The 25,241-nt window shown below is 41.0% G+C and carries 24 protein-coding genes; 8 read left to right on the top strand and 16 right to left on the bottom strand.

Going from position 1 to position 25,241, the window contains the following annotated elements; genetic code table 11:
• Positions 1–30 precede the first annotated feature (30 nt).
• From L0B70_RS05380 to L0B70_RS05370, 3 genes are read left to right on the top strand one after another with little or no spacing between them, the layout of a single operon-like run.
• Positions 31–978, top strand: coding sequence for an endonuclease/exonuclease/phosphatase family protein (locus tag L0B70_RS05380; RefSeq protein ID WP_235143558.1), 948 nt, complete (start codon positions 31–33; stop codon positions 976–978).
• Between the two features lies 1 nt (position 979).
• A complete protein-coding gene (locus L0B70_RS05375) occupies positions 980–1,363 on the top strand; it encodes a hypothetical protein (protein WP_235143259.1) in 384 nt (127 codons plus the stop codon).
• Between the two features lie 36 nt (positions 1,364–1,399).
• Positions 1,400–1,747: a hypothetical protein gene (locus L0B70_RS05370; protein ID WP_235143258.1), complete on the top strand. Its 348-nt coding sequence runs from the start codon at positions 1,400–1,402 to the stop codon at positions 1,745–1,747.
• 19 nt (positions 1,748–1,766) lie between these two features.
• Here the strand turns inward: L0B70_RS05370 and L0B70_RS05365 are convergent, their stop codons facing one another.
• A complete protein-coding gene (locus L0B70_RS05365) occupies positions 1,767–3,281 on the bottom strand; it encodes a GH3 auxin-responsive promoter family protein (RefSeq protein WP_235143557.1) in 1,515 nt (504 codons plus the stop codon).
• A 147-nt stretch (positions 3,282–3,428) separates the two neighbouring features.
• Between L0B70_RS05365 and L0B70_RS05360 the strand changes: the two genes are divergently transcribed.
• Positions 3,429–4,055 carry a hypothetical protein gene (locus L0B70_RS05360; protein WP_235143257.1) on the top strand — a complete coding sequence of 209 codons (627 nt, stop codon included), beginning with the start codon at positions 3,429–3,431 and terminating at the stop codon, positions 4,053–4,055.
• Positions 4,056–4,104: 49 nt separating this feature from the next.
• Here the strand turns inward: L0B70_RS05360 and L0B70_RS05355 are convergent, their stop codons facing one another.
• The 15 genes from L0B70_RS05355 to mraZ form a co-directional block, all read right to left on the bottom strand.
• Positions 4,105–4,515: a BrxA/BrxB family bacilliredoxin gene (locus tag L0B70_RS05355; RefSeq protein WP_235143256.1), complete on the bottom strand. Its 411-nt coding sequence runs from the start codon at positions 4,513–4,515 to the stop codon at positions 4,105–4,107.
• Between the two features lie 214 nt (positions 4,516–4,729).
• Positions 4,730–5,176, bottom strand: coding sequence for a GatB/YqeY domain-containing protein (locus L0B70_RS05350; protein ID WP_235143255.1), 447 nt, complete (start codon positions 5,174–5,176; stop codon positions 4,730–4,732).
• A gap of 80 nt (positions 5,177–5,256) precedes the next feature.
• Entirely contained in the window at positions 5,257–7,092 is a 1,836-nt protein-coding gene (gene ftsZ, locus L0B70_RS05345) for a cell division protein FtsZ (protein ID WP_235143254.1), read from the bottom strand.
• A gap of 67 nt (positions 7,093–7,159) precedes the next feature.
• Positions 7,160–8,536, bottom strand: coding sequence for a cell division protein FtsA (ftsA, locus tag L0B70_RS05340; RefSeq protein WP_235143253.1), 1,377 nt, complete (start codon positions 8,534–8,536; stop codon positions 7,160–7,162).
• A gap of 78 nt (positions 8,537–8,614) precedes the next feature.
• A complete protein-coding gene (locus tag L0B70_RS05335) occupies positions 8,615–9,628 on the bottom strand; it encodes a cell division protein FtsQ/DivIB (RefSeq protein ID WP_235143252.1) in 1,014 nt (337 codons plus the stop codon).
• A gap of 110 nt (positions 9,629–9,738) precedes the next feature.
• Positions 9,739–11,097, bottom strand: coding sequence for a UDP-N-acetylmuramate--L-alanine ligase (murC, locus tag L0B70_RS05330; protein ID WP_235143251.1), 1,359 nt, complete (start codon positions 11,095–11,097; stop codon positions 9,739–9,741).
• Between the two features lie 78 nt (positions 11,098–11,175).
• Positions 11,176–12,285 (bottom strand): undecaprenyldiphospho-muramoylpentapeptide beta-N-acetylglucosaminyltransferase, encoded by a 1,110-nt coding sequence (gene murG / locus L0B70_RS05325; RefSeq protein WP_235143250.1) that lies wholly within the window; start codon positions 12,283–12,285, stop codon positions 11,176–11,178.
• Between the two features lie 64 nt (positions 12,286–12,349).
• A complete protein-coding gene (locus L0B70_RS05320; protein ID WP_235143249.1) occupies positions 12,350–13,579 on the bottom strand; it encodes an FtsW/RodA/SpoVE family cell cycle protein in 1,230 nt (409 codons plus the stop codon).
• A gap of 49 nt (positions 13,580–13,628) precedes the next feature.
• Positions 13,629–14,954: a UDP-N-acetylmuramoyl-L-alanine--D-glutamate ligase gene (murD, locus tag L0B70_RS05315; RefSeq protein WP_235143248.1), complete on the bottom strand. Its 1,326-nt coding sequence runs from the start codon at positions 14,952–14,954 to the stop codon at positions 13,629–13,631.
• 32 nt (positions 14,955–14,986) lie between these two features.
• Positions 14,987–16,228 carry a phospho-N-acetylmuramoyl-pentapeptide-transferase gene (gene mraY / locus L0B70_RS05310; protein ID WP_235143247.1) on the bottom strand — a complete coding sequence of 414 codons (1,242 nt, stop codon included), beginning with the start codon at positions 16,226–16,228 and terminating at the stop codon, positions 14,987–14,989.
• Between the two features lie 17 nt (positions 16,229–16,245).
• On the bottom strand, positions 16,246–17,706 hold the full coding sequence (locus tag L0B70_RS05305; RefSeq protein WP_235143246.1) for a UDP-N-acetylmuramoyl-L-alanyl-D-glutamate--2,6-diaminopimelate ligase: 1,461 nt from the start codon (positions 17,704–17,706) through the stop codon (positions 16,246–16,248).
• Positions 17,707–17,749: 43 nt separating this feature from the next.
• On the bottom strand, positions 17,750–19,741 hold the full coding sequence (locus L0B70_RS05300) for a penicillin-binding transpeptidase domain-containing protein (protein WP_235143245.1): 1,992 nt from the start codon (positions 19,739–19,741) through the stop codon (positions 17,750–17,752).
• Complete coding sequence (locus L0B70_RS05295) at positions 19,725–20,090, bottom strand: FtsL-like putative cell division protein (protein ID WP_235143244.1); 366 nt, start codon at positions 20,088–20,090, stop codon at positions 19,725–19,727. The genes L0B70_RS05300 and L0B70_RS05295 overlap by 17 nt, the downstream gene beginning before the upstream one ends.
• A 67-nt stretch (positions 20,091–20,157) precedes the next feature.
• Positions 20,158–21,051, bottom strand: a complete 894-nt coding sequence (gene rsmH, locus L0B70_RS05290) for a 16S rRNA (cytosine(1402)-N(4))-methyltransferase RsmH (protein ID WP_235143243.1) — start codon at positions 21,049–21,051, stop codon at positions 20,158–20,160.
• Positions 21,052–21,061: 10 nt separating this feature from the next.
• A complete protein-coding gene (gene mraZ, locus L0B70_RS05285) occupies positions 21,062–21,532 on the bottom strand; it encodes a division/cell wall cluster transcriptional repressor MraZ (protein ID WP_235143242.1) in 471 nt (156 codons plus the stop codon).
• Between the two features lie 253 nt (positions 21,533–21,785).
• Between mraZ and L0B70_RS05280 the strand changes: the two genes are divergently transcribed.
• From L0B70_RS05280 to L0B70_RS05265, 4 genes are all read left to right on the top strand, one after another.
• Positions 21,786–22,565: an alpha/beta fold hydrolase gene (locus tag L0B70_RS05280; RefSeq protein WP_235143241.1), complete on the top strand. Its 780-nt coding sequence runs from the start codon at positions 21,786–21,788 to the stop codon at positions 22,563–22,565.
• 42 nt (positions 22,566–22,607) lie between these two features.
• Entirely contained in the window at positions 22,608–23,228 is a 621-nt protein-coding gene (gene yihA, locus L0B70_RS05275; RefSeq protein WP_235143240.1) for a ribosome biogenesis GTP-binding protein YihA/YsxC, read from the top strand.
• Positions 23,228–23,677, top strand: coding sequence for a GNAT family N-acetyltransferase (locus L0B70_RS05270; protein WP_235143239.1), 450 nt, complete (start codon positions 23,228–23,230; stop codon positions 23,675–23,677). The genes yihA and L0B70_RS05270 overlap by 1 nt, the downstream gene beginning before the upstream one ends.
• A gap of 164 nt (positions 23,678–23,841) precedes the next feature.
• On the top strand, positions 23,842–25,143 hold the full coding sequence (locus tag L0B70_RS05265) for a T9SS type A sorting domain-containing protein (RefSeq protein WP_235143238.1): 1,302 nt from the start codon (positions 23,842–23,844) through the stop codon (positions 25,141–25,143).
• The last annotated feature ends 98 nt before the right edge of the window (positions 25,144–25,241 follow it).

Here is a 25,241-nt window from a genome sequence, read left to right as displayed (position 1 = left end):
AGTGAAGATCCTAAGATTTTTTTGGTGTTGATGCACCTCGCAATCATCGTTCTGTTGCTCGGAACTTTGCTGAATGATTACGTTTTGCCGCGAACATTTCCGTGGTTTAATCTGCTTTCGCTGATGTTTCCGGTGTTGATGATTCTTAATATCGTGCTTTGTATTTTCTGGGTAGCGATGTGGAAAAAGAGAGCTGTTTTCTTTCTTCTGATATCATTTATTTTTTTCAAGCCTGTTCAAAGGTGGGTTAATTTTACAACGGAATCCGGTGTAAAACCCAATTTAAAAATCGTGACCATGAACATCAAAAACGGCTCAATGGGAAGGGAAAAACTCTACGATTATCTTATAAGTACAAAGGCAGACATCATTATCGGGCAAGAATGCGGGAGCGAATTAAATATTCCCGGCTACCCGTATAAAACTGACGAGTATCAAATTGTGGCGCTCAATTCCAAATACAGGATTGTAAAACAGGAGAAATTAGCGAAATCCGGAAACGGAAATTCGTTTTACGCCGATATCAACATCAACGGCAAAATCATTCGGATTGTAATTGTTTATTTAAATCCGTTTTCGTTTGATAAGCAAAAGGTGAGACCTGCCGAAGATCTGGAAGAAAATAAAGTAAAGATGAAGTACGTTTTAAAGAGGCTGATCCCAACTTTTAAAATTCATCAAGACGAAGTTTCCGATGTTCGCGAAGCGATCGACCATTCACCTTATCCGGTGATTTTAGCGGGCGATTTTAATTCGGTGCCGAATTCTTACGAATATTATACGCTCGGAAAAGGTTTAACAGATGCTTTTGTGACTGCAGGAAAGGGAAGTGCAACAAGTTTTCACGATTATAAATTTCCGATCAGGATTGATTATATCTTTGTCTCCGAGACCATAAAACCCGTTAGTTATCGGGTAGACCGCAGTATAAAATTATCTGATCATTTCCCGGTAATTGCGGAATTTAAAATTGATTAAAATGAAGAGAGTTCTTTTGCTTGGTATATTGTTATCCCTTGTTTTTTGTGGAAAAAAGGAAGCACGAAAGGAGTTTGCAGTTCAGTCGGGTTCTACCGCTGCGCCCTATGATACGGTGGCTGTGGATTCTTTTTCAACAGGTGCCACCTCTGAAAATATTGCACGGAAGATCAGAATTTCCTCAAAAATGTATCAAGATTCTTTAAAAGCAATTCAGGAAAAAATGATTGCGGAAAAAGTTTTGAAAAATGAAGCCGCCGAAAAAGAGAAAGCCGCCGCAAAACAGGAGGAAGTACAGAAAAAGGCAGAAGCCTTAAAATTAAAGAAAGAAAAAGCAAAGTCTGAAGTCGCAATTCCTTCCGCACAAAACACGACGAATCCATAATTTTTTATATTTGAATTTTAAAAACACCCTTAAATTATGAAAGCATCTTTTTTTACGACAGCAATATTGGCTTTGTTTTTCACTAGTTGCAAACAGACGGAAACTAAGATAGAAACGTCTGAAAATCCGGATGGCAGCGTTACTACAACAACGGTTGAAACTCAGAAATCAACCGCGTTCGACTCTGTAAAAATTAATTCTACCGTCGATAAAGCCAAAGAAAAGTTAAATAAAGCGGGAGAAAAAATTGACGCTGCAGCCAATAAAGCAGGAGACGAATTGAAAAAAGCCGGTGAAGACCTGAAAGATGCTACCGCAAAAGGTGCGGAAAAAGTAGAGCAAGGCGCAGAAAAAGCGAAGGAAGATTTAAGAAAAAAGGATTAATTCCTTAAAATATGATAAGTTAGCGGTTCATCAGCAGTAAAGGATCAATATATTCGCGATCGTTGCTGAGCCGCGGAACTTTATTTTGTCCGCCCAACTTGCCACGTTCTGCCATCCACTGGTAAAAGAGATAAGGCTTGGCAACGTGTACAATGGGTTTTTTCAACGTGATGTTGTTATATCGTTTGGCTTCGTAATCGGAATTGATAGATTTTAAGTGCCCGTCGAAAATTTCGGTAAAACGATCCAGATCTTCAGGTTCAATGGAGAACTGAAAAATCCATTCGTGTGCGCCGCTTTCCCCATCCTTCATAAAAACCGGTGCTCCCGTGAAGTCGGATACGCACGAACCGGTGATTTCACATGCTTTGCCCAGCGCAGTTTCGACGTTATCGATCATCAATTCTTCGCCGAAAGCATTAATATAATGTTTGGTACGGCCCGAAATCTTTATTCTAAAAGGTTTTAAGGATGTAAAACGAACCGTATCTCCAATGAGATACCGCCAAAGTCCGCTGTTGGTGGTGATGACCATGGCGTAATTTTTTCCGATCTCTACCTTTTCCAAGGGGATGGCCTGTAGATTTTTAAGGTCGAAAGTTTCCATGGGAATAAATTCATAGAAAATTCCGTAGTCGAGCATGAGCAGCATTTCGTCGCTGCCGTGCTGATCCTGAATGCCGAAAAACCCTTCGGAAGCGTTGTAAATTTCGTAGTAATTAATATCTTTTCCGATTAATTTTCGGTATTGGTCTTTGTACGGTTTAAAACTGATGCCGCCATGAAAAAAAACTTCCAGATTTGGCCAAAGCTCCGTAATATTTTGGTTACCGGTTTCGGTTAAAATTCTTTGGAGCAAAACCATCATCCAGCTCGGAACGCCGGAAAGGCTACCTACATCTTCATTCCGGACTTCCGAGACGATTGCGCAAAGCTTGCTTTCCCATTCGGACATCAGCGAAACTTTCTTACTTGGCGTCGTTGTAATTTCTACCCAAAAAGGCAGGTTTTCAATCATGATTGCAGACAGGTCTCCAAAGGTGGTATTGAAGTCTTCATAAAGCTCGGAACTTCCGCCCAGGCGCAGATTTTTGTAGAGAAAAAGGTTGTTCTCGGGATGATTGTTGGCGTAAATTGAAACCAAATCTTTACCCGCTTTAAAATGGCAATCTTCTAAACTTTCACTTGAAATAGGAATAAACTTGCTTTTCGCGTTTGTGGTTCCGGAAGATTTTGCGAATTTTCGGATGTAGCCGGGCCAGCTAATATCGGGTTTTCCCTGGCGGGCCTGCTCAATATAAGGTTCGAAATCTTCGTAAGTAACGATGGGAATATTGCGGCGGAAATCATCATAACACGAAATGGCATTAAAGCCGTGAATTTTCCCGTAATCGGTGTTTTCTGCATGATAGAGCTGAGACAGCAATAACCCGTTCTGCGTTTCAATAGGGTGATTCATGAAATTTTGAATCTGATCGATCCGCTGCCTCATAAACCAATTGACCACGGTATTGAAAAGCGCCTTTGTTGCCATATTGACAAATATAATATTTTTCATTTAAAGACCCGTTAAGTTTCTCGCGCGAAACTTAGCTGCACTTTAAAATTTTGGCTTTATCGTCTTTTTTAGGTCATTATTGAACACGAATGTACATTTTTGGTGTTGTGGAATTGCTCAACTTTGATAGTATGGAGAAATGACCTTGCTCAAATTCCACTTAATCCCGCATTTATCACCTTGAAAACGCTGAAGATAGACACCCCATTACATCACTTCCAGAGTGACACTATTACTTTGACGGTGTCCCGACGAAAAATCCAGATCACAAAACCGGGTTCAAGTGAAATATTTTCCCTCCACGCAGTGCAAGGCATTGGTATGCTCGATCTGGTAGAAGAATATGAGTCTGATCTTGATGCATATCACGTTAAACAGCGAAATATCCTGCTGTTTTCCGTTTTTCTAATGCTTGGAGGACTGCTGCTTTTTTTCGCGCTGTTTGCAATCGCTGGAACGCTGCTGATTTTAGGAGGACTGGCTGTTCTTATTTTTTTACGGTCTGGGCGAAAACCACATTTAAAATCGGTTATCCGACTGATCATCGACGGTGTACAGCGGGATTTCGAGTATGACAAAGAAAAAGTGAACTTGCAGGATCTTCGTACGATCGTCCACTTTATTAAAAGCCAAATTAATCTCCAGGCGGAAACAGCGACTTCTGAAGCTGAAGAAAAAGTAATATTGCACAGGATTAAAGCAGATCTCCTTTTGGCGATGGCGAAACGCGAGTTCGTGGAAGAAAAATAAAAATTCCGCCCTTTAAGGAGCGGAATTTTTTATCGACTAAATGTTTCGTTTAGCAGTATTCGTCGTAGGCAGCCTGCAAATTAGCGGCAATTGCGCCAGCCGGATTTCCTTCAATGTGGTGTCTTTCGAGCATATGAACTAACTCACCATCTTTGAAAAGCGCTACACACGGAGAGCTTGGTGGGAAAGGCGCCAAAAATTTGCGCGCTTCAGCTACCGCATCCACATCAAAGCCGGCAAATACTGTTGTTAGATGATCGGGTTTCTTCTCGCCAGTTAAAGAGAAAATGACGCCTGGTCGTGCCGCTCCTGCTGCGCAACCGCAAACGGAGTTGATCATCAAAAGCGTAGTTCCCTCTTTATTAATTGCGTTATCTACAGCTTCCGAGCTTCTTAAGTCCTGAAAGCCTTTATCGGTAAGCTCTGCCTTCATGGGCATTACTAATTCTTCTGGATACATATTTATATAATTTATGGTTTAAAATTCGAATTCAATTTCAAAAAAATTGCTGTTGCAAATTTAATTCTTTTTGAATTATTAAGTTCATCTAAATTAGTGATCAAAATCATTCCAAATTTCAATAACAGTCTTTTTGGCAGAAAAAACCCGAAAACAAAAAATGTTTCGGGTTTCAATCAAATCGATATGCAAAGGTTGAATATCCGTACTATTATTAAGAAAGTAGTTTCTTCGCCATTTCGGAAATGCTTTTTCCGTCGCTTTTTCCGGCAAGTGCTTTGCTCGCCATTCCCATTACTTTTCCTAAATCTTTGGCGCTTTCGGCGCCGGTGTCAGCAATAATTTTCTTTATTTCTGCTTCTAATTCTTCCGCTGAAAGTTGCTGCGGCAGATATTTTTCAATGACTTTCATCTGTGCTTCTTCCACATCGGCCAAATCTTTTCGGTCCTGTCCCATGTACTGGTCAAAAGAATCCTTGCGTTGCTTGATCATTCTCTGCAGGATGGCAATTTCCTGTTCTGCAGAAACTTCGGCACCTTTGGCCTCAGTTTTCAACATAAGAATCTGCGATTTCACGGCTCTCAAAGCGTCCAGAGCTATTTTGTCTTTGGCTCTCATGGCGTCTTTAATGGCGTCGCTGATGATAATTTCTAAGCTCATAATTTTAATTTCAAAGTTTGATAATTGGTCAATTTGATAATGTAATTAGCACATTTTCAATTTAACACATGATCACATTATTAATCTACGTCTTTGTTTAAGAATCTGTTTTCGCGAACCTGCATTTTTCCATCCGTTTCTGTAAGGAAATTATTGATGGTTTGCTCGGAGGCACTGTTGCCGTCTAACGTAATATTTTTACGTCGGAAAGCCGGAATATTGGTGAAATCGCTTTCTTTATCGGAAACCTGATATCTGGAGTTGAATTCTTTCAGTTTGTTTCGGCGTTCCAAAATTTTGTCTGAGGAAGTAGGTTTGGTGATGAAGGTAAAATCATCTTCCGATTCGAATTTTGATAATTCTTCAGTGTTTTCCACTATTTCTTCCTCCACCTTTATTTCAGTTTTTTGAACCGGTTGTGGCTTAATTACTACCTTGGGCTGTGGTGTTTCAGCTTTTGGCTCCTCAATCGGTTCATTTACGAAAAAAGTGAATTCATTTGAAATTTCCTCCGAAAAATTTGTTTGCGGCGGTGCAGGCTTTTTTTCCTTTCTTTCTTCAGTTTCGAAGGTGAAGGATTCCCGCTCTAAAGATTCCGAAACGTCGTTATGATCAAAAGAAAACAGATTCATTTCATTTTCTTCCTCACATGTGTTGAAGGTTTGTTGCGGTTTTTCCTCTTCCAAATCGTAAAAAGTTACCTCTGTGGGAGTTTCGTGCTCAAACGCAGCAGGTCTTGAGGACGTTTTTACTTTAAATTCAGGCGTATTCAAATCATCTTCATCATCTAAAATAAAGAGGCTTTTTCGTGTGAAATCTTCGCGCGTGATCTCTTCTTTCTCCATTTTCTGTTTGAAGGGCGAAGTTCTGGTTGGTTCCATAGAATCTCCCAAGGCGAATTTTATTTTCTCTGCAGATCCGGCATGTTTTTTATCTTCGTTAGAAAAGCCGGTCGCAATCACTAAAACGCTTACAGAATCGCCTAATTCTTCGTCGGTTCCAACACCGAAAATAATATCTGCGGTATTTCCGGCTTCTTTTTGAATATGATCCATGATCACTCCGATTTCGTCCATGGTCACTTCTTCGGAACCACTTCGGATCAAAAGCAATACATTTTTGGCGCCGGTAATTTTGTTGTCATTCAGCAATGGAGAATCCAGGGCTTTTTTCACCGCGTCTTCGGCTTTGTTTTCGCCGGAGGCTACACCGTTAGACATTAATGCGGTGCCGGAATTCGCCAAAACGGATTTCGCATCCCGGAAATCGATATTTACATCGAAATAACCCGTAATAACTTCTGCCATGCCTTTCGCAGCGTTGGTTAATACTTCATCGGCTTTGGAAAAGCCGGATTTAAATCCAAGGTTTCCAAACTGCTGGCGTAATTTATCGTTGTTGATGACGATTAAGGAATCGACGTTATTTCTTAATTTTTCCAAACCGATATCGGCTTGCTCCAGTCTTCTTTTTCCTTCAAAACTGAAAGGAATCGTTACAATTCCGACTGTTAAAATGCCCATGTCTTTCGCGACTTTCGCAATGATTGGCGCGGCACCCGTCCCGGTTCCACCACCCATTCCGGCAGTAATAAAGACCATTTTGGTGTTTTGTCCCATGGCTGCTTTGATGTCTTCGATGCTTTCGATGGCGGCTTTTTCGCCAACATCAGGATCTGCACCGGCGCCTAAACCTTCCGTAATGGTTAAGCCAAGCTGAACTTTATTGGACACTGGATTGTTGTCCAGAGTTTGCGAATCGGTATTGCAGATAACGAAATCTACGCCATGAATCCCGCGCTCGTACATGTGTTTCAGTGCATTGTTTCCGCCGCCACCGACTCCGATTACTTTTATAATTGAGGAATTTCCTTTTGGTAAATCAAACGAAAATCCTGGGGTGTTCAAATTTTCCATATTTGTATAGTTGATAATTGATTAATGATAGGTGATAATGTTGATGAATGATTGATAGATCATCAATTTAAATATTTATTCTACTTCTTCGAAGAATTTTTTTAACGCTTTCCATAATTTTTTGTCCGATGGTGAGCTTGTTTCTTCGTCGCTCCGAGGTTTGAGAAATCACTTCTTCCTCGGTTCTAAATTGTGGCGCTTCCGGTGCTGTCATATTTTGAGCGGGCGTTACTTCTTCTTTCTCGACAATTTCTTCGGGTTGTTCGATGCCGTTTTTCTTGTCGCGAATTTTTAAACTTTCCATTAAAAGCCCGATGGATGTTGCATATTCCGGACCTTTTAAATGTTGGTTCTTGTCGTTGGCAACGTATTCGTTTGCGAAACCAATCCGGCTGTCGAAACCTGTCGTATAATTGGCTAACTGACGAAGGTGACGCAAATTTGAACCACCGCCTGTTAAAACGATTCCGGCGATGAGTTTTTTCTTTTGCTCGAACGCGCCATAGGCTTTTAGTTCGGTGTTTACCATTTCTAAAATTTCTTCAACACGGGCATTAACAACCTGCGCGAGAGTTTTTAAAGAAATTTCTTTGTCGGGTCTTCCGTGTAGGCCGGGAATGGTTACGAAGGTGCTGTCTTTCTCCAGTTCCGGCACGGCAGACCCAAATTTAACTTTCAACTGTTCTGCATGTTTTTCGATAATGGAACAGCCTTCTTTAATATCATCGGTAATAATGCCGCCGCCATAAGGAATGACGCAGGTATGACGAATGATGTTGTCTTTAAAAATTGCAATATCCGTTGTTCCGCCGCCAATATCGACGATGGCAACTCCGGCTTCTTTTTCTTCTTTTGTAAGTACGGATTCGGATGAAGCCAATGGTTCTAAGGTCAGGGCTTCCATTTCTAAGCCGGCTTCGCGAACGCATCTGGCGATATTTCGGATGCTGCCCATTTGTCCCACGACCACGTGGAAGTTGGCTTCCAAACGTTTTCCGTGCATGCCGACAGGTTCCTGAATTTCACCTTCAGAATCAACCTTATATTCCTGCGGAAGAACATGAATAATTTCTTCGCCCGGAAGCATGACCAATTTTTTTACCTGATCTTTCAGTTTTTCAATATCGTCTTCCGTAATATATTGGTCGGGATTTTCCCGCATAATATAATCTGAATGTTGCAAAGAGCGAATGTGTTTGCCTGCAATTCCTACGGTAACTTTGTGAATAGGAACGCCGGAACTGGATTGCGCTTCAGCCACCGCGGCTTTGATGGACTGAATGGTTTGGGAAATATTGTTCACAATACCTTTGTGAACGCCCAAACTTTTTGCCTTTCCAACGCCAAGAATTTCAATTTTTCCGTGCGCGTTTCTTCTTCCAACAATCGTTACAATTTTTGTGGTTCCGATGTCGAGGCCTACTGAGTACTCGTGATTTTCCATTTGTATGTCGATTTGATTTGATTTTTCTTTTTCCGCGTTCTTTAGGTGCGGCTTTATAATTGATCCTTGCGGACTTTCTTATTCTATTTTAACTTTCGCTTTGGGTTTTTTCGGGGCGGAAGTTGTGGTTTTATTTGATGTTGAAGCTTTTGGCTTCGCGGTTTCCTTTTTTACGGTAGTTTTCGGTTTTGCCGGAGTTGTCTTTTTCGCTGCAGGTTTTGTAGCGGCTTTCTTTATTGCAGGTTTTGCTTTTTCTGTTCTTGCGGGATTTGTACCGGTACTTTTGGATGCGTCCGCTTTTTTCTGAGCGATTATGGGCAGTTTCGCGAGTTCTTTATTTCCTACGTTGATGATGCTGTCGTTTTCTGCAAAGTTCGGGTTCAATGTCGTGACGATTTGATTGTCGTATTTCACGGAAATTTTGGTGTATTTTTCCGGTTGCTGGTAAATCAAATATTTTTCAACAAAAGTTTTAAACCCTTTTACTTTAAGGTGAATCCTGTCCAGATCGCCTATTTCGACTTTATAATTTCCCTGGCTTGTTAATAAATTGTAACCACCCTGTTCTTTGGAAATCCCGATGAAATATTTTTTACTGAATTCATCATGATCGATTTTGTTGACGAGATCTGCCAGTTTTTCGTACTCGGATTCTTTTACGTTGCCGGTTACGAGCATGCAGGGATAGGAATAATTTTTCGACGTCGGAAATTCATTTCCTTTTTCGTCCACGTAGAAATCTTTGCCGTCTTTATTGAGCCGGAAAGCCGGAACTCTTTGTTTGATGTCCAGATTGAGGTTTCCGTTTAAATTCAGATATACATTGGCGCTGTCCACGGCCGGAAGCTGATTGAGTTTTTTCTCCAGGTCAGGAATATCGATATCGCCAATTCTTTTCGTAGGATTGGATTTTTTTACGAGGTCTTTTACATCTTTTTCATCAATAAAATAAACCGGATTTTTAGTTTTGGTCAAATTAACCGAAACTTTTTCCATAGGTTTATTATTGAATCTTTTCAACGAAAAACTCAGCAGAAATCCAAAGATGATTACTGTAATTAAAATTTTTAATATTCTGAATTTGTTTTTCATTTTTTATAAATATGAACATACCGTTCACAAAGTTTTTTCTTTTTAATGTTTTGTTTCGCAGAGACTTTCGCTTTTAAGAGTGTTCTCCGTGTTTTTAATATTTCCGTTGATCACTTTTCATTCAACAATTCAACAATACCGTCATATAGCGTGTCGATATTTCCCGCGCCGACGGTTAATAAAACATCGAACTCTTTTTCTTTTATTATGCTGAAGGCATTCTCTAAAGTTGAAACTTCCTTTTTCTGTAATTCTATTTTGTCTAAAAGCCATTCTGAGGTAATCCCCTCAAAATTTTCCTGTAATTCGCGCGCCGGATAAATGTCGAGCAGAATTAATTCGTCGGCTTTGTTTAAACTTTCTGCAAAACCTTCCGCAAAATCCCGTGTTCTGCTGAACAGATGCGGCTGAAAAACCACCAACAATTTCTGGTGCGGATAAAAAGTTTTGATGGAGCCAATCACCGCATTTAGTTCGGTTGGATGATGCGCGTAATCATCAATATAAATTTTTCCGCTGTCGAAATTATGTTTCGTATATCTTCTTTTGATGCCTTTAAAGCTGGCAATCCCACTTTTTAAAGTTTCGAAACCGACACCGAGATTGTTCAGAATTGCGAGGGCAACCGTGGCATTTTCAACATTGTGAATTCCGGGAATTTCCCAGACAAAATCATCAACTTCTTCCGTTGGCGTGTGAAAATCAAAGTAAATTTTATCGCCAATTTCGCGGATGTTATCCGAATAAAAATCAGCTTCTTCATTCACCGCGTAAGTTTTGGTTTCTCTGCCAATGTGAATTCCTTTTCGAACAAAAAGCTGATCGCTGTGCGGAACAAGATCTGCAAAATCCCGGAAACCCTGTTCTATGGTTTCTGTATCGCCATAAATATCCAGATGATCCGCATCGATGGAGGTTACAGCAGCCCAATTTGGGGACAGGTTCAGGAAACTTCTGTCGTATTCGTCGGCTTCGACCACGGAAATTTCGTTGCCGTTAAAAAGGAAATTAGATTTAAAATTCTCCGCAATTCCACCCAAAAAACAGGAGAAAGGCAGATTGGCTTCTTTGCACAAATGCGCGACTAAAGAGGAAGTCGTTGTTTTGCCGTGCGTTCCCGCAATGGCGATGCAGTTGGTGTTTTCGGTGATCAAGCCCAGAATTTTCGCTCTTTTTAAAACCGTAAAACCCTTTTCATTGAAATAATTCAAGATCTCTAATTTCTTAATTGCCGGCGTATAGATAACGAGCGTATTTTCTTTATTTAAATTTTGAATTTTATCGTCAGGAACATCCTCAAAAACAATATCGATTCCTTCTGACACCAGGGCTGAAGTCAGTTTGGTTACGGTTTTGTCGTAACCCAGAACTTTTTTCCCCGAGGCGTTGAAATAGCGCGCCAAAGCACTCATTCCGATGCCGCCGATCCCTACGAAGTAGAAGTTTTGATATGTTTGTAGTGGTTTCATTTCCGTTTTACTGATCTGGTTTTGTCATTCAAAGGGCTTCACCCTTTGCTTTTGATTGCGCCCCTTCGTGGCTTTTTCCTAAATGTTTAAAATCTTTAAAATTTCGTCTACAATTTCTTCCGTGGCTTTGGGCTTGGCAAAAAATTCCAGATTGGCGGACATTTCTTTTCTTAGCGTTTCGTCTTCGCACATTGCTAATAAGGTGGGAAGAAATTTCTCTTTCATGTCCGCGTCTTTTACCATTTTGGCAGCCCTTTTTTCGACCAGCGTCATGGCGTTTTTGGTTTGATGATCTTCCGAGGCAAACGGAAAGGGAACCAAAAGCACAGGTTTTTTCGTCAGGGCCAGTTCAGAAATGGCAATAGCCCCGGCGCGGGAAACAATTATATCTGCTGCGGAATACGTTAAAGCCATATCGGAAATAAATTCACGTAACATGATGGAGGATTCATGAGCGGTAACCGATTCGTCATTCTTCAAATCATTAAAATCCGTTTTCCCGGTTTGCCAGATGAGCTCATAATTTCTTTCTGCTATTTGTCCTAAATTTGCTTTCCAACCGTTGTTTAATGTTCGGGATCCTAAAGAACCACCGACGGAAAGGATCGTCAATTTGTTTGGATCTAGACCGAGTTTTTCTTTGGCTGTTTTGATGTCGATTAAGTCCGTAATGATATTCTTACGAACAGGATTTCCAAGAAAAAAAGTTTTTGTGCCGTGGAAAAACTTTTCCATATCGGGGTAAGCCGTGAAAACAGCTTTGGCTTTTTTGGAAAGAAAGATATTCGTTTTGCCGGGCAGAGAATTTTGTTCCTGCACAAACACCGGCACGCCTAATCTTGCGGCGATATACAGGGCAGGACCACTGGCGAAACCGCCTGTTCCGACGGCGAAATCGGGTTGAAATTCTCTAATGGTTTTTCGGGCTTTAATTAAACTTGAAACTATTTTAAAGGGAAGGTTCAAGTTTTTCATCAAATTTCCGCGATCGAAACCGGCGATATTCAGGCCAACAATTTTATAACCTGCCTGCGGAACTTTTTCCATCTCCATTTTTCCGGTCGCGCCGATGAACAAAAACTCAGCTTGCGGAAATCGTTTTTTGATCTCCTCGGCAATGGCGATTGCCGGAAAGATGTGTCCACCCGTTCCGCCGCCGCTCATTAATATTTTTAGTTTTCTGTTCATTTTTATTTTATTGTTAACTCGCAATTAGTGATAATCAAATTCGAGTAAACGTTCTTATCATTAATTATGCGATATCATTTATTTCTTCGATATTCTGCGTCTTTCCCATACCTTCTTCATCGTAAACCTGGATTCTGGAGCTTACATTTAGGATGATGCCAAGCTGAATATAGGTTACCAACATCGACGTTCCACCATAACTAATCAATGGCAAGGGCTGTCCCGTCACCGGAATTAAATTCACGGCGACGGCAATATTTACGGAAAGCTGCACGAAAATCATTATTCCCAAACTGAGCACGAGCAAACTGCCGAAAAAAGCGGGCATTTTACTGGCGATCATCACGATTCTGATGATCATGATGAGGTAAAGCACAATTAAAAATATTGCGCCAAAAAATCCGTATTCCTCCACAATGATGGCGAAAATAAAATCCGACGCGGACTGCGGAAGCATCTGTTTCAAAGCACTTTTTCCGGGACCCATACCGGTAATTCCACCATGAACGATGGCGGCTTTCGCCTGCATGACCTGATAATTTTTTGCTTTTAAGGTTTCATCCTCAACATCGGTCGTTTTTTTTGTGTTGCTAAAGGTTTCCACGCGGCTCATCCATGTGTGAACACGGTTGCTGCCGATTAAATCGGTTTTCAGGGCCAAGAACATAAACATGCCGATGGCAACGGTGGAAACGCCCATGAAACCTAAAATGTATTTTTTATTTAATTGTCCGATGACCATTACCGCCAACGATACCATTAAAATCATCAACGCGGTAGAACCGTTATCTTTTGCAACCAGGCCGAAAACCAGCATTACCGGACCGAATATGTAGAGAATGTTCTCGATAGGAAGTCGGTCTCTTTTAATTCTTTTTGTTAAATATCTGCAGAGGTAGATGACGAGCAACAAATAAGCAAACGAAGAGGGTTGAAAAGAAATCGGCGTGCCCGGAATTTTAAGCCATCTGGAGGCAGACGCTCCATCGATTTTTTGACCGGTAAACATGGTTAAACACAGAAGCAAAACCATAACGGCAAGCAGAATACTGCTGAGCTTTCCGATGTGTTCGTATTTGAAAAAGCCTACGCCGCGCATGATGGCCAAACCCAGCAATACAAAAAACATGTGTTTGATGAGATGCGAAGTCGTTGTGCCGTTGTTAACGATATATTCCAAATTCGAACTGGCAGAGTACACGGGAAATACCGAGAAGAACGAGATCAGTAAGATCACGCTCCAAAGCACTTTGTCGCCTTTTAACAGCTCGAATTTGTTTTCTGTTTCCTGCATATCCTCACCCCGACCCTCTCCAAAGGAGAGGGAGCTATGGGGCCATTTATTATTTTAAAACTTCTTTTTTAAACTGATTTCCGCGGTCTTCGTAATTATCGAAAAGATCAAAACTCGCACAACTTGGAGAAAGCAAAACCGTGTTTCCTTTCTGGGCGAGCGATTTTGAAACTTTCACGGCTTCTTCCATACTCGAAGTGCTGTAAATCAGTTCGGTTTTATCCTGAAAGAAATCGATAATTTTTTGGTTGTCCAGGCCTAAGCAAACAATGGCTTTTACCTTTTTCTTCACCAGATCTTCAATTTCTGTATAATCATTTCCTTTATCAACACCGCCAACAATCCAGATCGCGGGCTGCTTCATGCTTTCCAAAGCGTAATACGTTGCATTAACGTTCGTGGCTTTACTGTCGTTGATGAATTTAACGCCGTTCATTTCCGCAACCTGCTCCAGCCGGTGTTCCACTGCCTGAAACGTCATCAGTGAATTTCGGATGCTTTCGTTATTGATCTGAAGAATTTTCCCCGCAATCGACGCTGCCAAACTGTTGGCGATGTTGTGATTTCCGACCAGGGAGAGTTCTTCAATCTTCATCGAGAATTCATCGGACAGTTTTACAATCATCTTATTTTCGTTGAGATAACCGCCTTCTTTTAATTTTTCCTTCGTCGAAAAAGGGATCATCTTTGCTTTCACTTCCAGTTTTTCCAGCAGACTCAAACTCATGACATCATCTTTGTTGTAGATGAAAAAATTATCGTTTTCCTGGTTTTCCATTATTCTGAATTTCGCCAGAGCATACTCTTCGTAATTGTAATTGTACTGATCTAAATGATCCTGACTTAAATTCAACAATAAAGAAATATAAGGTCTAAAGTTTTGAATATCATCCAGTTGAAAAGAACTCACTTCCAAAACGTAGTAATCGAAGTTTTCGTCAGCCACCTGTTTTGCAAAGCTTTTGCCGATGTTTCCGCCTAAACCTACTTTCAAATCATCGTTCTTCAAAATATGATAAATGAGCGATGTTGTTGTGGTCTTTCCGTTACTTCCGGTGATGGCGATGATTTTCGCATCTGTAAATTCCGAGGCAAATTCGATCTCCGACGACAGTCTGATTCCTTTTTGGTTAATTTTATAAATAATATCTGCTTTTTTCGGAATGCCGGGGGATTTTATAATCCAGTCGGCCGAAAGAATGCGCTCTTCCGAATGTTGGTTCTCTTCAAACTCAATTTCAGCGTCCGTCAAAAGTTTTTTGAAGTCGTCTTTAATTTGCCCTTTGTCGGACAAAAAGACTTCCATGCCTTTTTTCTTCGCTAAATAAGCTGCGCCGAAACCGCTTTCTCCGCCACCTAAAACAACTATTTTCATTTTTTTTATATTTGTGAACAAGCAGACTTGTTCTACCTAACTTTCAATGTAATTAAACAAATGATTGCAAACAGAACGCCCATAATCACCATTCGGTTCACGATTTTGCTTTCATGATATCCTTCTTTCTGATAATGATGATGAAGCGGCGACATTTTGAACAACCTGTTGTTTTGAGCGTATTCCAGCCCAAATTTTCTTTTTCTGTATTTGAAAACGCCTACTTGAAGCATAACGGAAATATTTTCAATTAAGAAAATTCCGCAAAGCACGGGAATCATAAGTTCTTTCCGTAAAATAATCGCTAAAACCGCGATGACGCCGCCCAGCATTAAACTTCCCGTATCGCCCATAAAAACCTGCGCCGGATACGTATTGTACCAGAAAAATCCGATCACAGCACCCACGAGCGCGAGGGCGAAAATGGTTGTCTCCCCCATATTGGGAAGGAACATAATGTTCAGGTAATCCGCGAAGATGATGTTCCCCGAAACGTAGGCGAAAAAAGAGAGCGTCAGCAGAATGACGACACTTGTTCCCGCGGCGAGCCCATCGATTCCGTCGGCGATATTGGCGCCATTTGAAACTGCCGTTACGATGAAAATCACGATCGGGATAAAAACGATCCAGGACCATTCGTGTGCTTTTTCCGGCGTCATCCAAAATAAAATTCCGCTGTAATCGAACTCGTTATTTTTCACAAACGGAACGGTAGAAACTGTGGCTTTTTCCGTGGGCATAAAGTTGCGTTCTACGTTATTTCTGTTGACTTCTTTCGCATCGGCATATTTTCTTTTTACCGTGATATCCGGATGGAAATACATGGTGATTCCCACGATCAGGCCTAAACCCACCTGGCCAATAACTTTGAATTTTCCGCTTAGTCCGTCTTTATTTTTTTTGATTTTCTTTAAATAATCGTCGATGAAGCCAATCGCGCCCATCCATACGACGGAGATAATGAGTAAAACGATGTAGATGTTCAGGATCCGCGTAAAAAGTAAAACCGGAATTAAAGTGGCTAAAATAATAATGAGGCCACCCATCGTGGGCGTACCTTCTTTTTGTTTCTGGCCATCTAAACCCAGATCACGAACGAGTTCGCCCATTTGTCTTCTGCGCAAATAATTAATGATCTTTTTCCCGAAAATCAGCGCAATTATTAAGGAAAACAAAACCGACATTCCTGCACGAAAAGAGATAAATCTAAACATGCCAAGGCCGGGAATGTGGATTCCGTGGGCTGTACAATATTCGTAGAGGTAGTATAACATGGTTTAGGCTTATTGGTTTATTTGGACATTAATTTTGCTAATTCGACAATCATTTCTTTATCATCAAAATGATGTTTTACGCCGTTTATTTCCTGGTAATTTTCGTGTCCTTTTCCGGCGACGAGGATGATGTCTTTCGGTTCGGCAAATTTAATCGCCATTTTCATGGCTTCTTTACGGTCCGGGATCGACGTGTATTTGCTGAAATATTGTGGCTCAACGCCTGCTTCGATTTCTTTGATGATTGCCTCCGGATTTTCCGTTCTTGGATTATCGGAAGTGATGATGGCCAGAGTCGATTTGCGCGTGGCAATTTTTCCCATTTCCGGGCGTTTTACATGATCGCGGTCTCCGCCACAGCCGAAAACCGTAATCAATCTTTCGTTTTTTGTGCGGATCTCGTTGATGGAATCTAAAATATTATCCAGCGCGTCTGGCGTATGTGCATAATCGATGACGAAGAAAATTCCGCCGTCGGATCTTAGCGTTTCAAATCTTCCGTTTACCCTTTTCAATTGGGAAACTGCCTTTAAAACGTCGTCGCTGTGAAAACCACATTCAACCGTTATGGCATAAGCGAGAAGCAAATTATAGACGTTGAATTTTCCTGTTAAAGTGGTCCAGAATTCTTTGCCGTTAAAATTCAGTAACATTCCATTAAAATCCGCTTCCAAAATCTTTCCGTGGAAATCCGCCATCGTTTTTAAAGCGTAAGATTTCTTCTCGGCTTTTGTGTTTTGAAGCATCACATTTCCGTTCTTATCATCAACGTTCGTAATGGCGATCGCATCTGCAGGCAGCTCGTCGAAAAATCTCTTCTTTGTTTTGATGTATTCGTCGAAGGTTTTATGATAGTCTAAATGATCGTGTGTGATGTTCGTAAAGCCGGCGATTTTGAAATGTAGCCCTTCAGTTCGGTTTTGATGGATTCCGTGGGAAGAAACTTCCATGAAAGCGTATTCGCAACCCAATTCGACGGCTTTTGCCAACATTTGGTTGAGGCGAATTACGTCCGGCGTTGTGTGCGTGGACGGAATAATTTCCTCACCAATCCGGTATTCGACCGTTGAAATTAAAAGCGATTTAAATCCTAAAATCCGGAAAATATCAAATAAAATTGTTGCAACGGAAGTTTTTCCATTTGTGCCGGTAACGCCGATTAAGCTGAGTTTTTCCGAAGGGTTGCCGTAAAAGTTGGAAGCAAGCTGACCTAAAGTTTTCGAAGCATCTTTTACTTTGATGTACGTAACATTTTCATCTAAATTTTCAGGCAAAGTCTCGCAGACAATTACGTTTGCGCCTTTTTCCCGAGAAGAATCGATGAAAGAATGACCGTCGGAAACCGTGCCTTTCACCGCAACATAAAGCGAATCCGCAACAACATTTCGGCTGTCGAAAACGATTTCTGAAACCTCCGGATTTTGATTTCCGATGGTCTCCAAAACCGGGATTCTTTTTAATAATTCTTCTAACTTCATAATTTCTTTATCGAATCTTTTGGATCCTTCCTTTTCTATCTAATTAATTCTGCAACTGCAGATAGATTCTTTGATTTTTATTGATGGCCGTTCCGGGATTCGGAAACTGCTCTTTAATTCTGCCAACACCTTTGTAATCGACTCTGTAGCCTTGGTTTTCGAGCTGCGGAATAATATTTTTTCCAATCAGTCCAACAACCTGGGGCATTTGATTGCCGCTAACGGCGATTTTCACATTTGGTTCGAGCATTTTGCTCAAATCGACTTTTCTGTCCACCAATAATTCTTTCTCGATGTTTTGAGGCGTTTTCAAAAAGGTTTTTCCGGCGATTTCTTTAAAAACCGGGGCCGAAACCGTGGCGCCGTAAAAGCCTTTCGAATTGTCCGGTTGGTTGATCATAACGATGCAGGTATATTTCGGGTTGTCGGCGGGGTAAAATCCTGCAAAACTCGCCTGATATTTTGCAGGACCGGGTTTCCAGTATTCAAACCGGGCCGTTCCCGTTTTTCCGGCCATTTTTAGATTGGGTGTGAAAATACTTTTTCCGGTACCTTTTTCAACAGCTTTCGTCAAAGCGCTTGTCATCATGTTGATGGCTTTTTCGGAAGCCATTTTGTTGACCATGGTGGCGGGTTTTGCTTCGTATAGAACGCGACCGTCTTTCATGATTTTGTCGATAAAAAGAGGCTTCAGCATTTTCCCTTTATTGGCGATGCCGTTATAAAATGTGGTAAGCTGTAAAAGATTAAATCTGGACGAATAACCGTAAGCTAACGACGCCAGAGTGGCGGCGTTCCATCTTTTGCTTTCGGGGGTAACGATGAAGGGTTTGGTGATTCCGGGCAGTTCGATATCCATTTTGTCGAACATTTTCCATCTTCTTAAATGATCCAGGAAAACTTCGGGCTTATCGGCATAATATTTTGTGATGAGTTTTGCAGAACCCACGTTGCTCGATTTCGCCAATACATCAGAAATTTCATAAGTTCCGCCACCATGTCCGTCGGAAATCCGCTGTTTTGCGTAGGTCCAAACGCCGTTTCCCACATTTACCGTGGTGTTTTCGTCGATAAAACCATCGTCCATTGCCGCTAAAAGAGAAACTGTTTTGAAGGTAGAACCGGGTTCTGTGGCGTCTTTTAAGGCATAGTTGTAAGCATCCACATAAATTCCGGGCTCTGTGCGACGAAGATTCACCATCGCTTTTACCTTACCGGTCGCGACTTCCATCACCAGAACGCAGCCGTGTTCTGCATCAAATTTGATGAGTTGTTTTTCTAAAGCGGAGCTCGCGATGTCCTGAATTCTCAGGTCAATTGTGGTATAAACATCCTGTCCATCGACGGGTTCCTGAACTTTCCAGTAATCAATAGGTTTCCATTGGCTGGAATTTACTCGCTGTTCCAAACGTGTGCCGTCCTGGCCGGTTAAATATTTTGAAAAAGCACCTTCCAGACCGGATTGTGCGACGCCATTATCCATGCCGATTGTTCCGGCGCCGATTTGCGTAGTTGCAAGTTCTCTTTTAAAATTTCGGTCGATGATGAAACCTCCTCTGTTTTTTCCTTTCTCGAAGATGGGGAATTTGCGAATGCGGTCGTAATCATCGAAATCCAAACCTTTTACCAAGGTGTAATACTGGTTTTTTGCTTTTTTTTGCTGATCGAGGCGATCGCGGAAATAACTTCTGGGTTTTCCGAACATTTTAGATAGAGAATCGGTGAGCGGCCCAATGTTATTGGAATAAACGGAATCTTTGATGATTTTAAAATCGATATAAACATCGTAACGCATAACGGTGGTCGCCAGAATAGACCCATCTGCTGCGTACAGATTTCCACGGGCGGCTTTCAGCGTCGCTTCGCGGTAATTTTTATTAATGTAATCGTCTTTAATTTCCTGAACGTTCGTGTTTTGCAGGACAATGATTCGGGCCAGAAAAACCATAAATAAGACAAAGGCAAAACCTGCGAAGAAGTAACCCCATCGTAGTGTTTTTGCGCGCTTATTTTCGAATTCATTTTGAACCGCCATCAGTACTGTCTAATTTTATCAATAATTTGTGAGGATGATTTTCTAAGGATAGGAGGGAATCCTGCACCATTTCTTTCCCTAATTCCGATTCTAATTTTACTTTAATAAGCCTGCTTTGTGCGTAGGCGTTGCGCGATTTAAATTCTTCGGTCTGTTCTTTCAGGTCGTTCACCATTTCTATCTTCTGGCTTACGAGGTGATTGCTGTAAATAATAATCATCATGAGAAAAAAAACCAAAAGAAAATATTTGTAATGAATTTTTACCTCATCGCGATTGAGAAAATTGCCTTTTATAATATCTATAAAAGTCAGTTTTTTCTGCGAGCGATAGGTAGGTTTCTTTGCCATTATTTCTTTCTAAGTAATACGTGATCAGCGACAAGTATTTGATTGCGGATTGCTTATTACCAATTTCTTAAATTTTTATTCCAACACGCATCTTTGCGCTTCGTGCGCGGGAATTTTCTGCGATCTCCGCTTCATCCGGGATAATTGCTTTGGTTTGAAGAAGTTCGAATGTCTTCGAAAAATTGCCGTAAATATCTCTTTCCGGTTCGCCTTCGAACATGCCGTTCTTCAAAAACCTTTTCACCAGGCGGTCTTCCAGAGAGTGGTAAGAGATTACGACGAGTCTGCCGTTTGGTTTCAGCATTTTATAAGACTGAACCAAAAGTTCTTTCAACACTTCCAGTTCCTGATTTACCTCAATTCTGATTGCCTGAAAAACCTGAGCGAAAAATTTATTCTGCTTAAACTGCGGAATATAACTGAAGAGATTCTTAAGATCTTCCGTTGTTTCGATGGTTTTTAATTTCCGGTGATGAACGATTTCGCGTGCCAGTTTTCGCGATTCGCGCAGTTCGCCATAATAATAAAGAATGTGCGCAAGCTGTTCCTCTTCATATTCATTAATGATTTTTTTGGCATCCAGATCCTGCATCACGTTCATCCGCATATCGAGGGGCGCATTGCTTCGTGTGGAAAATCCGCGCGATGCTTCATCAAACTGATGAGACGAAACACCGAGGTCTGCTAAAATTCCGTCAACACGGCTCACACCATGCACCATTAAAGAGTTTTCCAAAAACCTGAAATTCTGGTTGATGAGCGTGAACCGCTCGTCGTCGATCGTGTTTTTAAGTGCATCTAAATCCTGATCAAAGCCGTACAGTTTTCCTTTTGGAGAAAGCTTCGTTAAAATCTCCCGGGAATGACCGCCGCCACCGAAAGTAACGTCCACGTAGATGCCCGAAGGATTCGTCACCAAATCATCAACACTTCTCTGCAGCAAAACCGGGTTGTGGTACATACTTTTATTATTAATTTTCTTCGTCTCCAAAGTTGATGTCGCCCATTACTTCTTCGGCTAATTTTGCAAAATCTTCTTCAGACGTGGCGATTACTTTTTCGTAGGCATCTTTATCCCAAATTTCGAAAAGTTCGCCTGCGCTCGTGATTACAATTTCCTTTTTAAGGTCCGCAAAGAATATGAGGTCTTTGGAGATCTGTAATCGTCCGGCGTTATCTGGCTCCACGGTTTTTAAGCCTGCGGTAAACTGGCGGATAAAATCGGCGTTTTTCTTTTGGAAACGATTGAGCTTGTTAATTTTTTCCATCAGCTTTTCCCAGCCTTTCATTGGATAAACCTCCAAACAGGGCTGAAACACAGAACGCTTTACCACAAAGGAATCCCCGCCAAAATTCTCCATCTGTTTTACCAAAGATGCAGGAAGTTTGAGGCGACCTTTGTCGTCCATTTTACATTCATATGTGCCGATGAAATTCTTCATTTGGGACAAATTTATATAAAAATTTCTAAAAGCTCCCACTTTTTCCCACTTTTTGACTTAATGTTAATAAGTTTTGCACCGTAACACTAAATAATTGATTAAAAAGCAGTTATGTTATCCATATATTTTATTTACCAAAACCTCAATAAATTTTAGGAGGTATTCTCAAAAACCTTACTTTTATCAAAACTTAGGTCATTTCAATTCAGTTGGTGTTAATTTTGTATTTTTGCAGCGCTGATAAAGCATTTTTATGAGATTTATTACGAAAAAAGAAAAAAAATTCTCTTTCATAGAAGCTGGAGAAGGGCATCCGTTGATTTTATTACACGGCTTAATGGGCGGTTTAAGCAACTTCGATAAAACAGTTAACTTTTTTTCTGAAAGAGGTTATAAAGTTTTCGTACCCGTGTTGCCGATTTATGATTTGCCTGTTTTAAATACGAACCTTACGACGATTGCAAAATATGTTGCGAAATTTATTGAAGAAAAGACCCAGGAACCTGCAACTATTGTAGGGAATTCAATGGGTGGGCATATTGGTTTGATTTTAACGCTGGCAAGACCGGAACTGGTGAAAAATCTTGTTCTAACAGGAAGTTCCGGGTTGTACGAACGTACATTCGGAGACAGTTTTCCGCGAAAATCCGACAAAGAATATATCCGGAAGAAAACGCAGGAGGTTTTTTACGATCCCATTATCGCCACGGAAGAATTGGTGGATGAGGTTTTTTCTGTAGTTAACGATCGGATGAAAGGCATAAAAACAGTCATGCTTGCACGAAGTGCCATTAAACACAATATGATTAAAGATCTGCCAACTATTACAACACCCGTTTGTTTGATTTGGGGAAAACAGGATAATGTAACGCCGCCGGAGGTTGCGGTAGATATGCATAAATTTCTGCCCAACTCTTCCTTGAACTGGATCGACGAATGCGGACATGCTGCGATGATGGAGAAACCCGACGAGTTCAACGAAATTTTGTACCGTTGGTTACAGCAATTAGAAAATAGAAAAGTGGAAGTTTAAACTTCCATTTTTTATTTAATTAAATTTGAAAAAAAATAACACATGGTTATCAAGACAGCAGAATTCCTGAAAAGCAGTGGGAAATGGCAGGAATGTCCCGAACCAACTTTGCCGGAGTATGCATTTATAGGCCGCTCCAACGTGGGGAAATCCAGCCTCATCAACGCGATGCTGAATCATAAAGATTTAGCGAAAACTTCTCAAACCCCAGGAAAGACCCAGTTAATCAATCACTTTCTTATCAACGAAAAGTGGTACTTAACCGATTTGCCGGGCTACGGTTATGCAAGAGTATCCAAAAGCATGCGAAGAGATTTCGAAAAAATCAATACCAATTACATTCTGAACCGAAAAAATTTGGTGAATCTTTTTGTTTTAGTGGATTCCCGACATACACCGCAACAAATTGATATTGAATTCATCGAATGGTGTGGCGAAAGCGACATTCCGTTCTCAATCGTTTTTACAAAAGCCGATAAATTAAAACCAAACACCGTAAACTCGAATGTAGAAGCTTACCGCGCAGAACTTCTGAAGACGTGGGAAGAATTGCCCGACATGTACGTGACGTCCGCCGAAAAGAAAATAGGCGGCGACGAAATTCTAAATTTTATTACTGCCACGAACGAACTCTTACATAAAAATAAAGTCAAGTTTGAATAATGAACGACATCATTTGGAGAATAGAGCGTTTTGAGGAGCTTTCGGTTAAACAGCTGTATGAAATTTTAAAGATCCGCCAGGAAGTTTTTATCGTGGAGCAAACCTGTTATTACCTTGATGCCGACGGCGCTGATGAGAAGGCCCTTCATCTCTGGGCCGAAAAAGAAGGTAATGTGCTGGCGTACTGCAGGGTTTTCGCACCTAGAGTTAAATATGCTGAATCTTCCATTGGACGTGTACTGACGCACCCAAAATATAGAAATCTACGCCTGGGAAAAACTTTGATGAAAATTGCTCTACAAATTATTCGCACAAGATTTAAAACGGATCGTGTTCGAATTTCGGCGCAGGACTACCTTCTTGCTTTTTACACCGCTCTAGGCTTTGAAAGCACGGGAATATCTTATTTGGAGGATGACATTTCGCACACGGAAATGATTAGGAAATAATCGTCCTAGTGCTTTTTGGCAAGCACGTTTACCGCAAATACCGAAAAGCTCGCAATTGCGGATTCCACAGCGTTTCCGCGAAATACTTAAAAAAGTGGCAATAATGTTTGCTCATAATTTTTGAAATGTTTATTTTTACATATAATCATTTAATTTTAATTATTATGAAAAAACTTTTACTTACTGGCTTCGCGCTGGTTTCAATGGCTGCACAGGCGCAAACCTGGACGGAATATGCAGCCAATGTTCCCGCTGCCAACTCTGGACTAAACAATGTTACCATTGTGGATTCCAATGTTGCATGGGGTACGGGTGTTAACGGTACAGATGGAACCGCATTAAGTGTATTTTCCAAGACAACGGACGGGGGACTGACCTGGACAGGAGGTACAATTAATTTTGGGAATTCCACAACCGGACTAAGTGATTTTACTGCTGCTTCTGCAAATCTTGCATGGGCGGCAGGAAACGGGAGTAGTGCTACAACGAACGGCGTTTGGAAAAGTTCAGATGGTGGAACAACCTGGACAAAACAAGTAGCCTATGGAGCAACATCTTTTCCCGATATTGTTCATTTTTGGGATGCCAACACCGGTGTTACGATGGGCGATCCTGTAGGAGGTTATTTTGAAATTTATACTACAACGAACGGAGGAACAACCTGGACAAGAGTACCCAGTGCCAGCATTCCTGCTCCACAGTCAGGAGAGGCCGGGTATACTACCATCAAAGATGTTTCTGTGGAAGACGGGACCATTTGGTTTGGCACCAGCACTGGTAGAGTTTATAAATCCAGTGATAAAGGACTTACATGGACTGTTTCCTTCACGCCACTTGTAGATTTTGGATCAACAGCTGCAAACGGTGAAATTGCACTTAAAAACGCTAACACTGCGTGGGTAATCGATCAGGATAATTCCCTTTATTCCAGTACCAATGGTGGTGCTACATGGGATTTAATCAATCCTGTCGGAAATGTATACAGCCATATTACCTATGTTCCGGGCACAAGCCAGACCCTGATTTCAGTTGGTTTAGATGTAGTTGGCGTTAATAGAGGAAGTTCTATCAGTACAGATGGAGGTTTAAACTGGACCGATATCGTTTTCACTGGGCAGGCCCTGGATGTAAATGCGCTTTCTACCAGCCAAATTCTGGCGGTAGGATACTCTTCAGCGGTGGGAGGAACCGGCTCCGCGTTCAAATTAAGTCCTCTTTTAGGTACTGTGGATGCAAGCATGAAACAACAGGTGTCGGTTTATCCTAATCCTACAAACGGAGAAGTAAACATTGTTTCTAAAAGTAATGTTAAAAATGTTCAGTTGATGGATATGAATGGCAAAGTGATTAAAAACTTTTCAAGTGTAAATCAATTGAATATATCTTCTGTTACTGCCGGAGTTTATTTATTGAAAATTACAACTGAAGACGGAAAATCCGTTGCAACAAAACTGATCAAAAAATAATTTTCAATATTTTCTATTAAGAGTGGATGAGGTTTCTCATTCACTTTTTTTTGTTCTAAAGGCGTATATGAAATGATTTTAGTAAATTAGCCCTATTA

The sequence above is a fragment of the Kaistella sp. 97-N-M2 genome (assembly GCF_021513235.1).
Taxonomy (GTDB): domain Bacteria; phylum Bacteroidota; class Bacteroidia; order Flavobacteriales; family Weeksellaceae; genus Kaistella.
Note: the sequence above shows the minus strand (reverse complement) of the source record. Positions and strands in the feature narration are given on the sequence as shown.

Excerpts from the sequence above, each read along its gene's own strand:
- L0B70_RS05380 (WP_235143558.1), top strand. The coding sequence starts at position 31 with ATGCACCTCGCAATCATCGTTCTGTTGCTCGGAACTTTGCTGAATGAT.
- L0B70_RS05375 (WP_235143259.1), top strand. The coding sequence starts at position 980 with ATGAAGAGAGTTCTTTTGCTTGGTATATTGTTATCCCTTGTTTTTTGT.
- L0B70_RS05370 (WP_235143258.1), top strand. The coding sequence starts at position 1,400 with ATGAAAGCATCTTTTTTTACGACAGCAATATTGGCTTTGTTTTTCACT.
- L0B70_RS05365 (WP_235143557.1), bottom strand. The coding sequence starts at position 3,281 with ATGGCAACAAAGGCGCTTTTCAATACCGTGGTCAATTGGTTTATGAGG.
- L0B70_RS05355 (WP_235143256.1), bottom strand. The coding sequence starts at position 4,515 with ATGTATCCAGAAGAATTAGTAATGCCCATGAAGGCAGAGCTTACCGAT.
- L0B70_RS05350 (WP_235143255.1), bottom strand. The coding sequence starts at position 5,176 with ATGAGCTTAGAAATTATCATCAGCGACGCCATTAAAGACGCCATGAGA.
- ftsZ (WP_235143254.1), bottom strand. The coding sequence starts at position 7,092 with ATGGAAAATTTGAACACCCCAGGATTTTCGTTTGATTTACCAAAAGGA.
- ftsA (WP_235143253.1), bottom strand. The coding sequence starts at position 8,536 with ATGGAAAATCACGAGTACTCAGTAGGCCTCGACATCGGAACCACAAAA.
- L0B70_RS05335 (WP_235143252.1), bottom strand. The coding sequence starts at position 9,628 with ATGAAAAACAAATTCAGAATATTAAAAATTTTAATTACAGTAATCATC.
- murC (WP_235143251.1), bottom strand. The coding sequence starts at position 11,097 with ATGAAACCACTACAAACATATCAAAACTTCTACTTCGTAGGGATCGGC.
- murG (WP_235143250.1), bottom strand. The coding sequence starts at position 12,285 with ATGAACAGAAAACTAAAAATATTAATGAGCGGCGGCGGAACGGGTGGA.
- L0B70_RS05320 (WP_235143249.1), bottom strand. The coding sequence starts at position 13,579 with ATGCAGGAAACAGAAAACAAATTCGAGCTGTTAAAAGGCGACAAAGTG.
- murD (WP_235143248.1), bottom strand. The coding sequence starts at position 14,954 with ATGAAAATAGTTGTTTTAGGTGGCGGAGAAAGCGGTTTCGGCGCAGCT.
- mraY (WP_235143247.1), bottom strand. The coding sequence starts at position 16,228 with ATGTTATACTACCTCTACGAATATTGTACAGCCCACGGAATCCACATT.
- L0B70_RS05305 (WP_235143246.1), bottom strand. The coding sequence starts at position 17,706 with ATGAAGTTAGAAGAATTATTAAAAAGAATCCCGGTTTTGGAGACCATC.
- L0B70_RS05300 (WP_235143245.1), bottom strand. The coding sequence starts at position 19,741 with ATGGCGGTTCAAAATGAATTCGAAAATAAGCGCGCAAAAACACTACGA.
- L0B70_RS05295 (WP_235143244.1), bottom strand. The coding sequence starts at position 20,090 with ATGGCAAAGAAACCTACCTATCGCTCGCAGAAAAAACTGACTTTTATA.
- rsmH (WP_235143243.1), bottom strand. The coding sequence starts at position 21,051 with ATGTACCACAACCCGGTTTTGCTGCAGAGAAGTGTTGATGATTTGGTG.
- mraZ (WP_235143242.1), bottom strand. The coding sequence starts at position 21,532 with ATGAAGAATTTCATCGGCACATATGAATGTAAAATGGACGACAAAGGT.
- L0B70_RS05280 (WP_235143241.1), top strand. The coding sequence starts at position 21,786 with ATGAGATTTATTACGAAAAAAGAAAAAAAATTCTCTTTCATAGAAGCT.
- yihA (WP_235143240.1), top strand. The coding sequence starts at position 22,608 with ATGGTTATCAAGACAGCAGAATTCCTGAAAAGCAGTGGGAAATGGCAG.
- L0B70_RS05270 (WP_235143239.1), top strand. The coding sequence starts at position 23,228 with ATGAACGACATCATTTGGAGAATAGAGCGTTTTGAGGAGCTTTCGGTT.
- L0B70_RS05265 (WP_235143238.1), top strand. The coding sequence starts at position 23,842 with ATGAAAAAACTTTTACTTACTGGCTTCGCGCTGGTTTCAATGGCTGCA.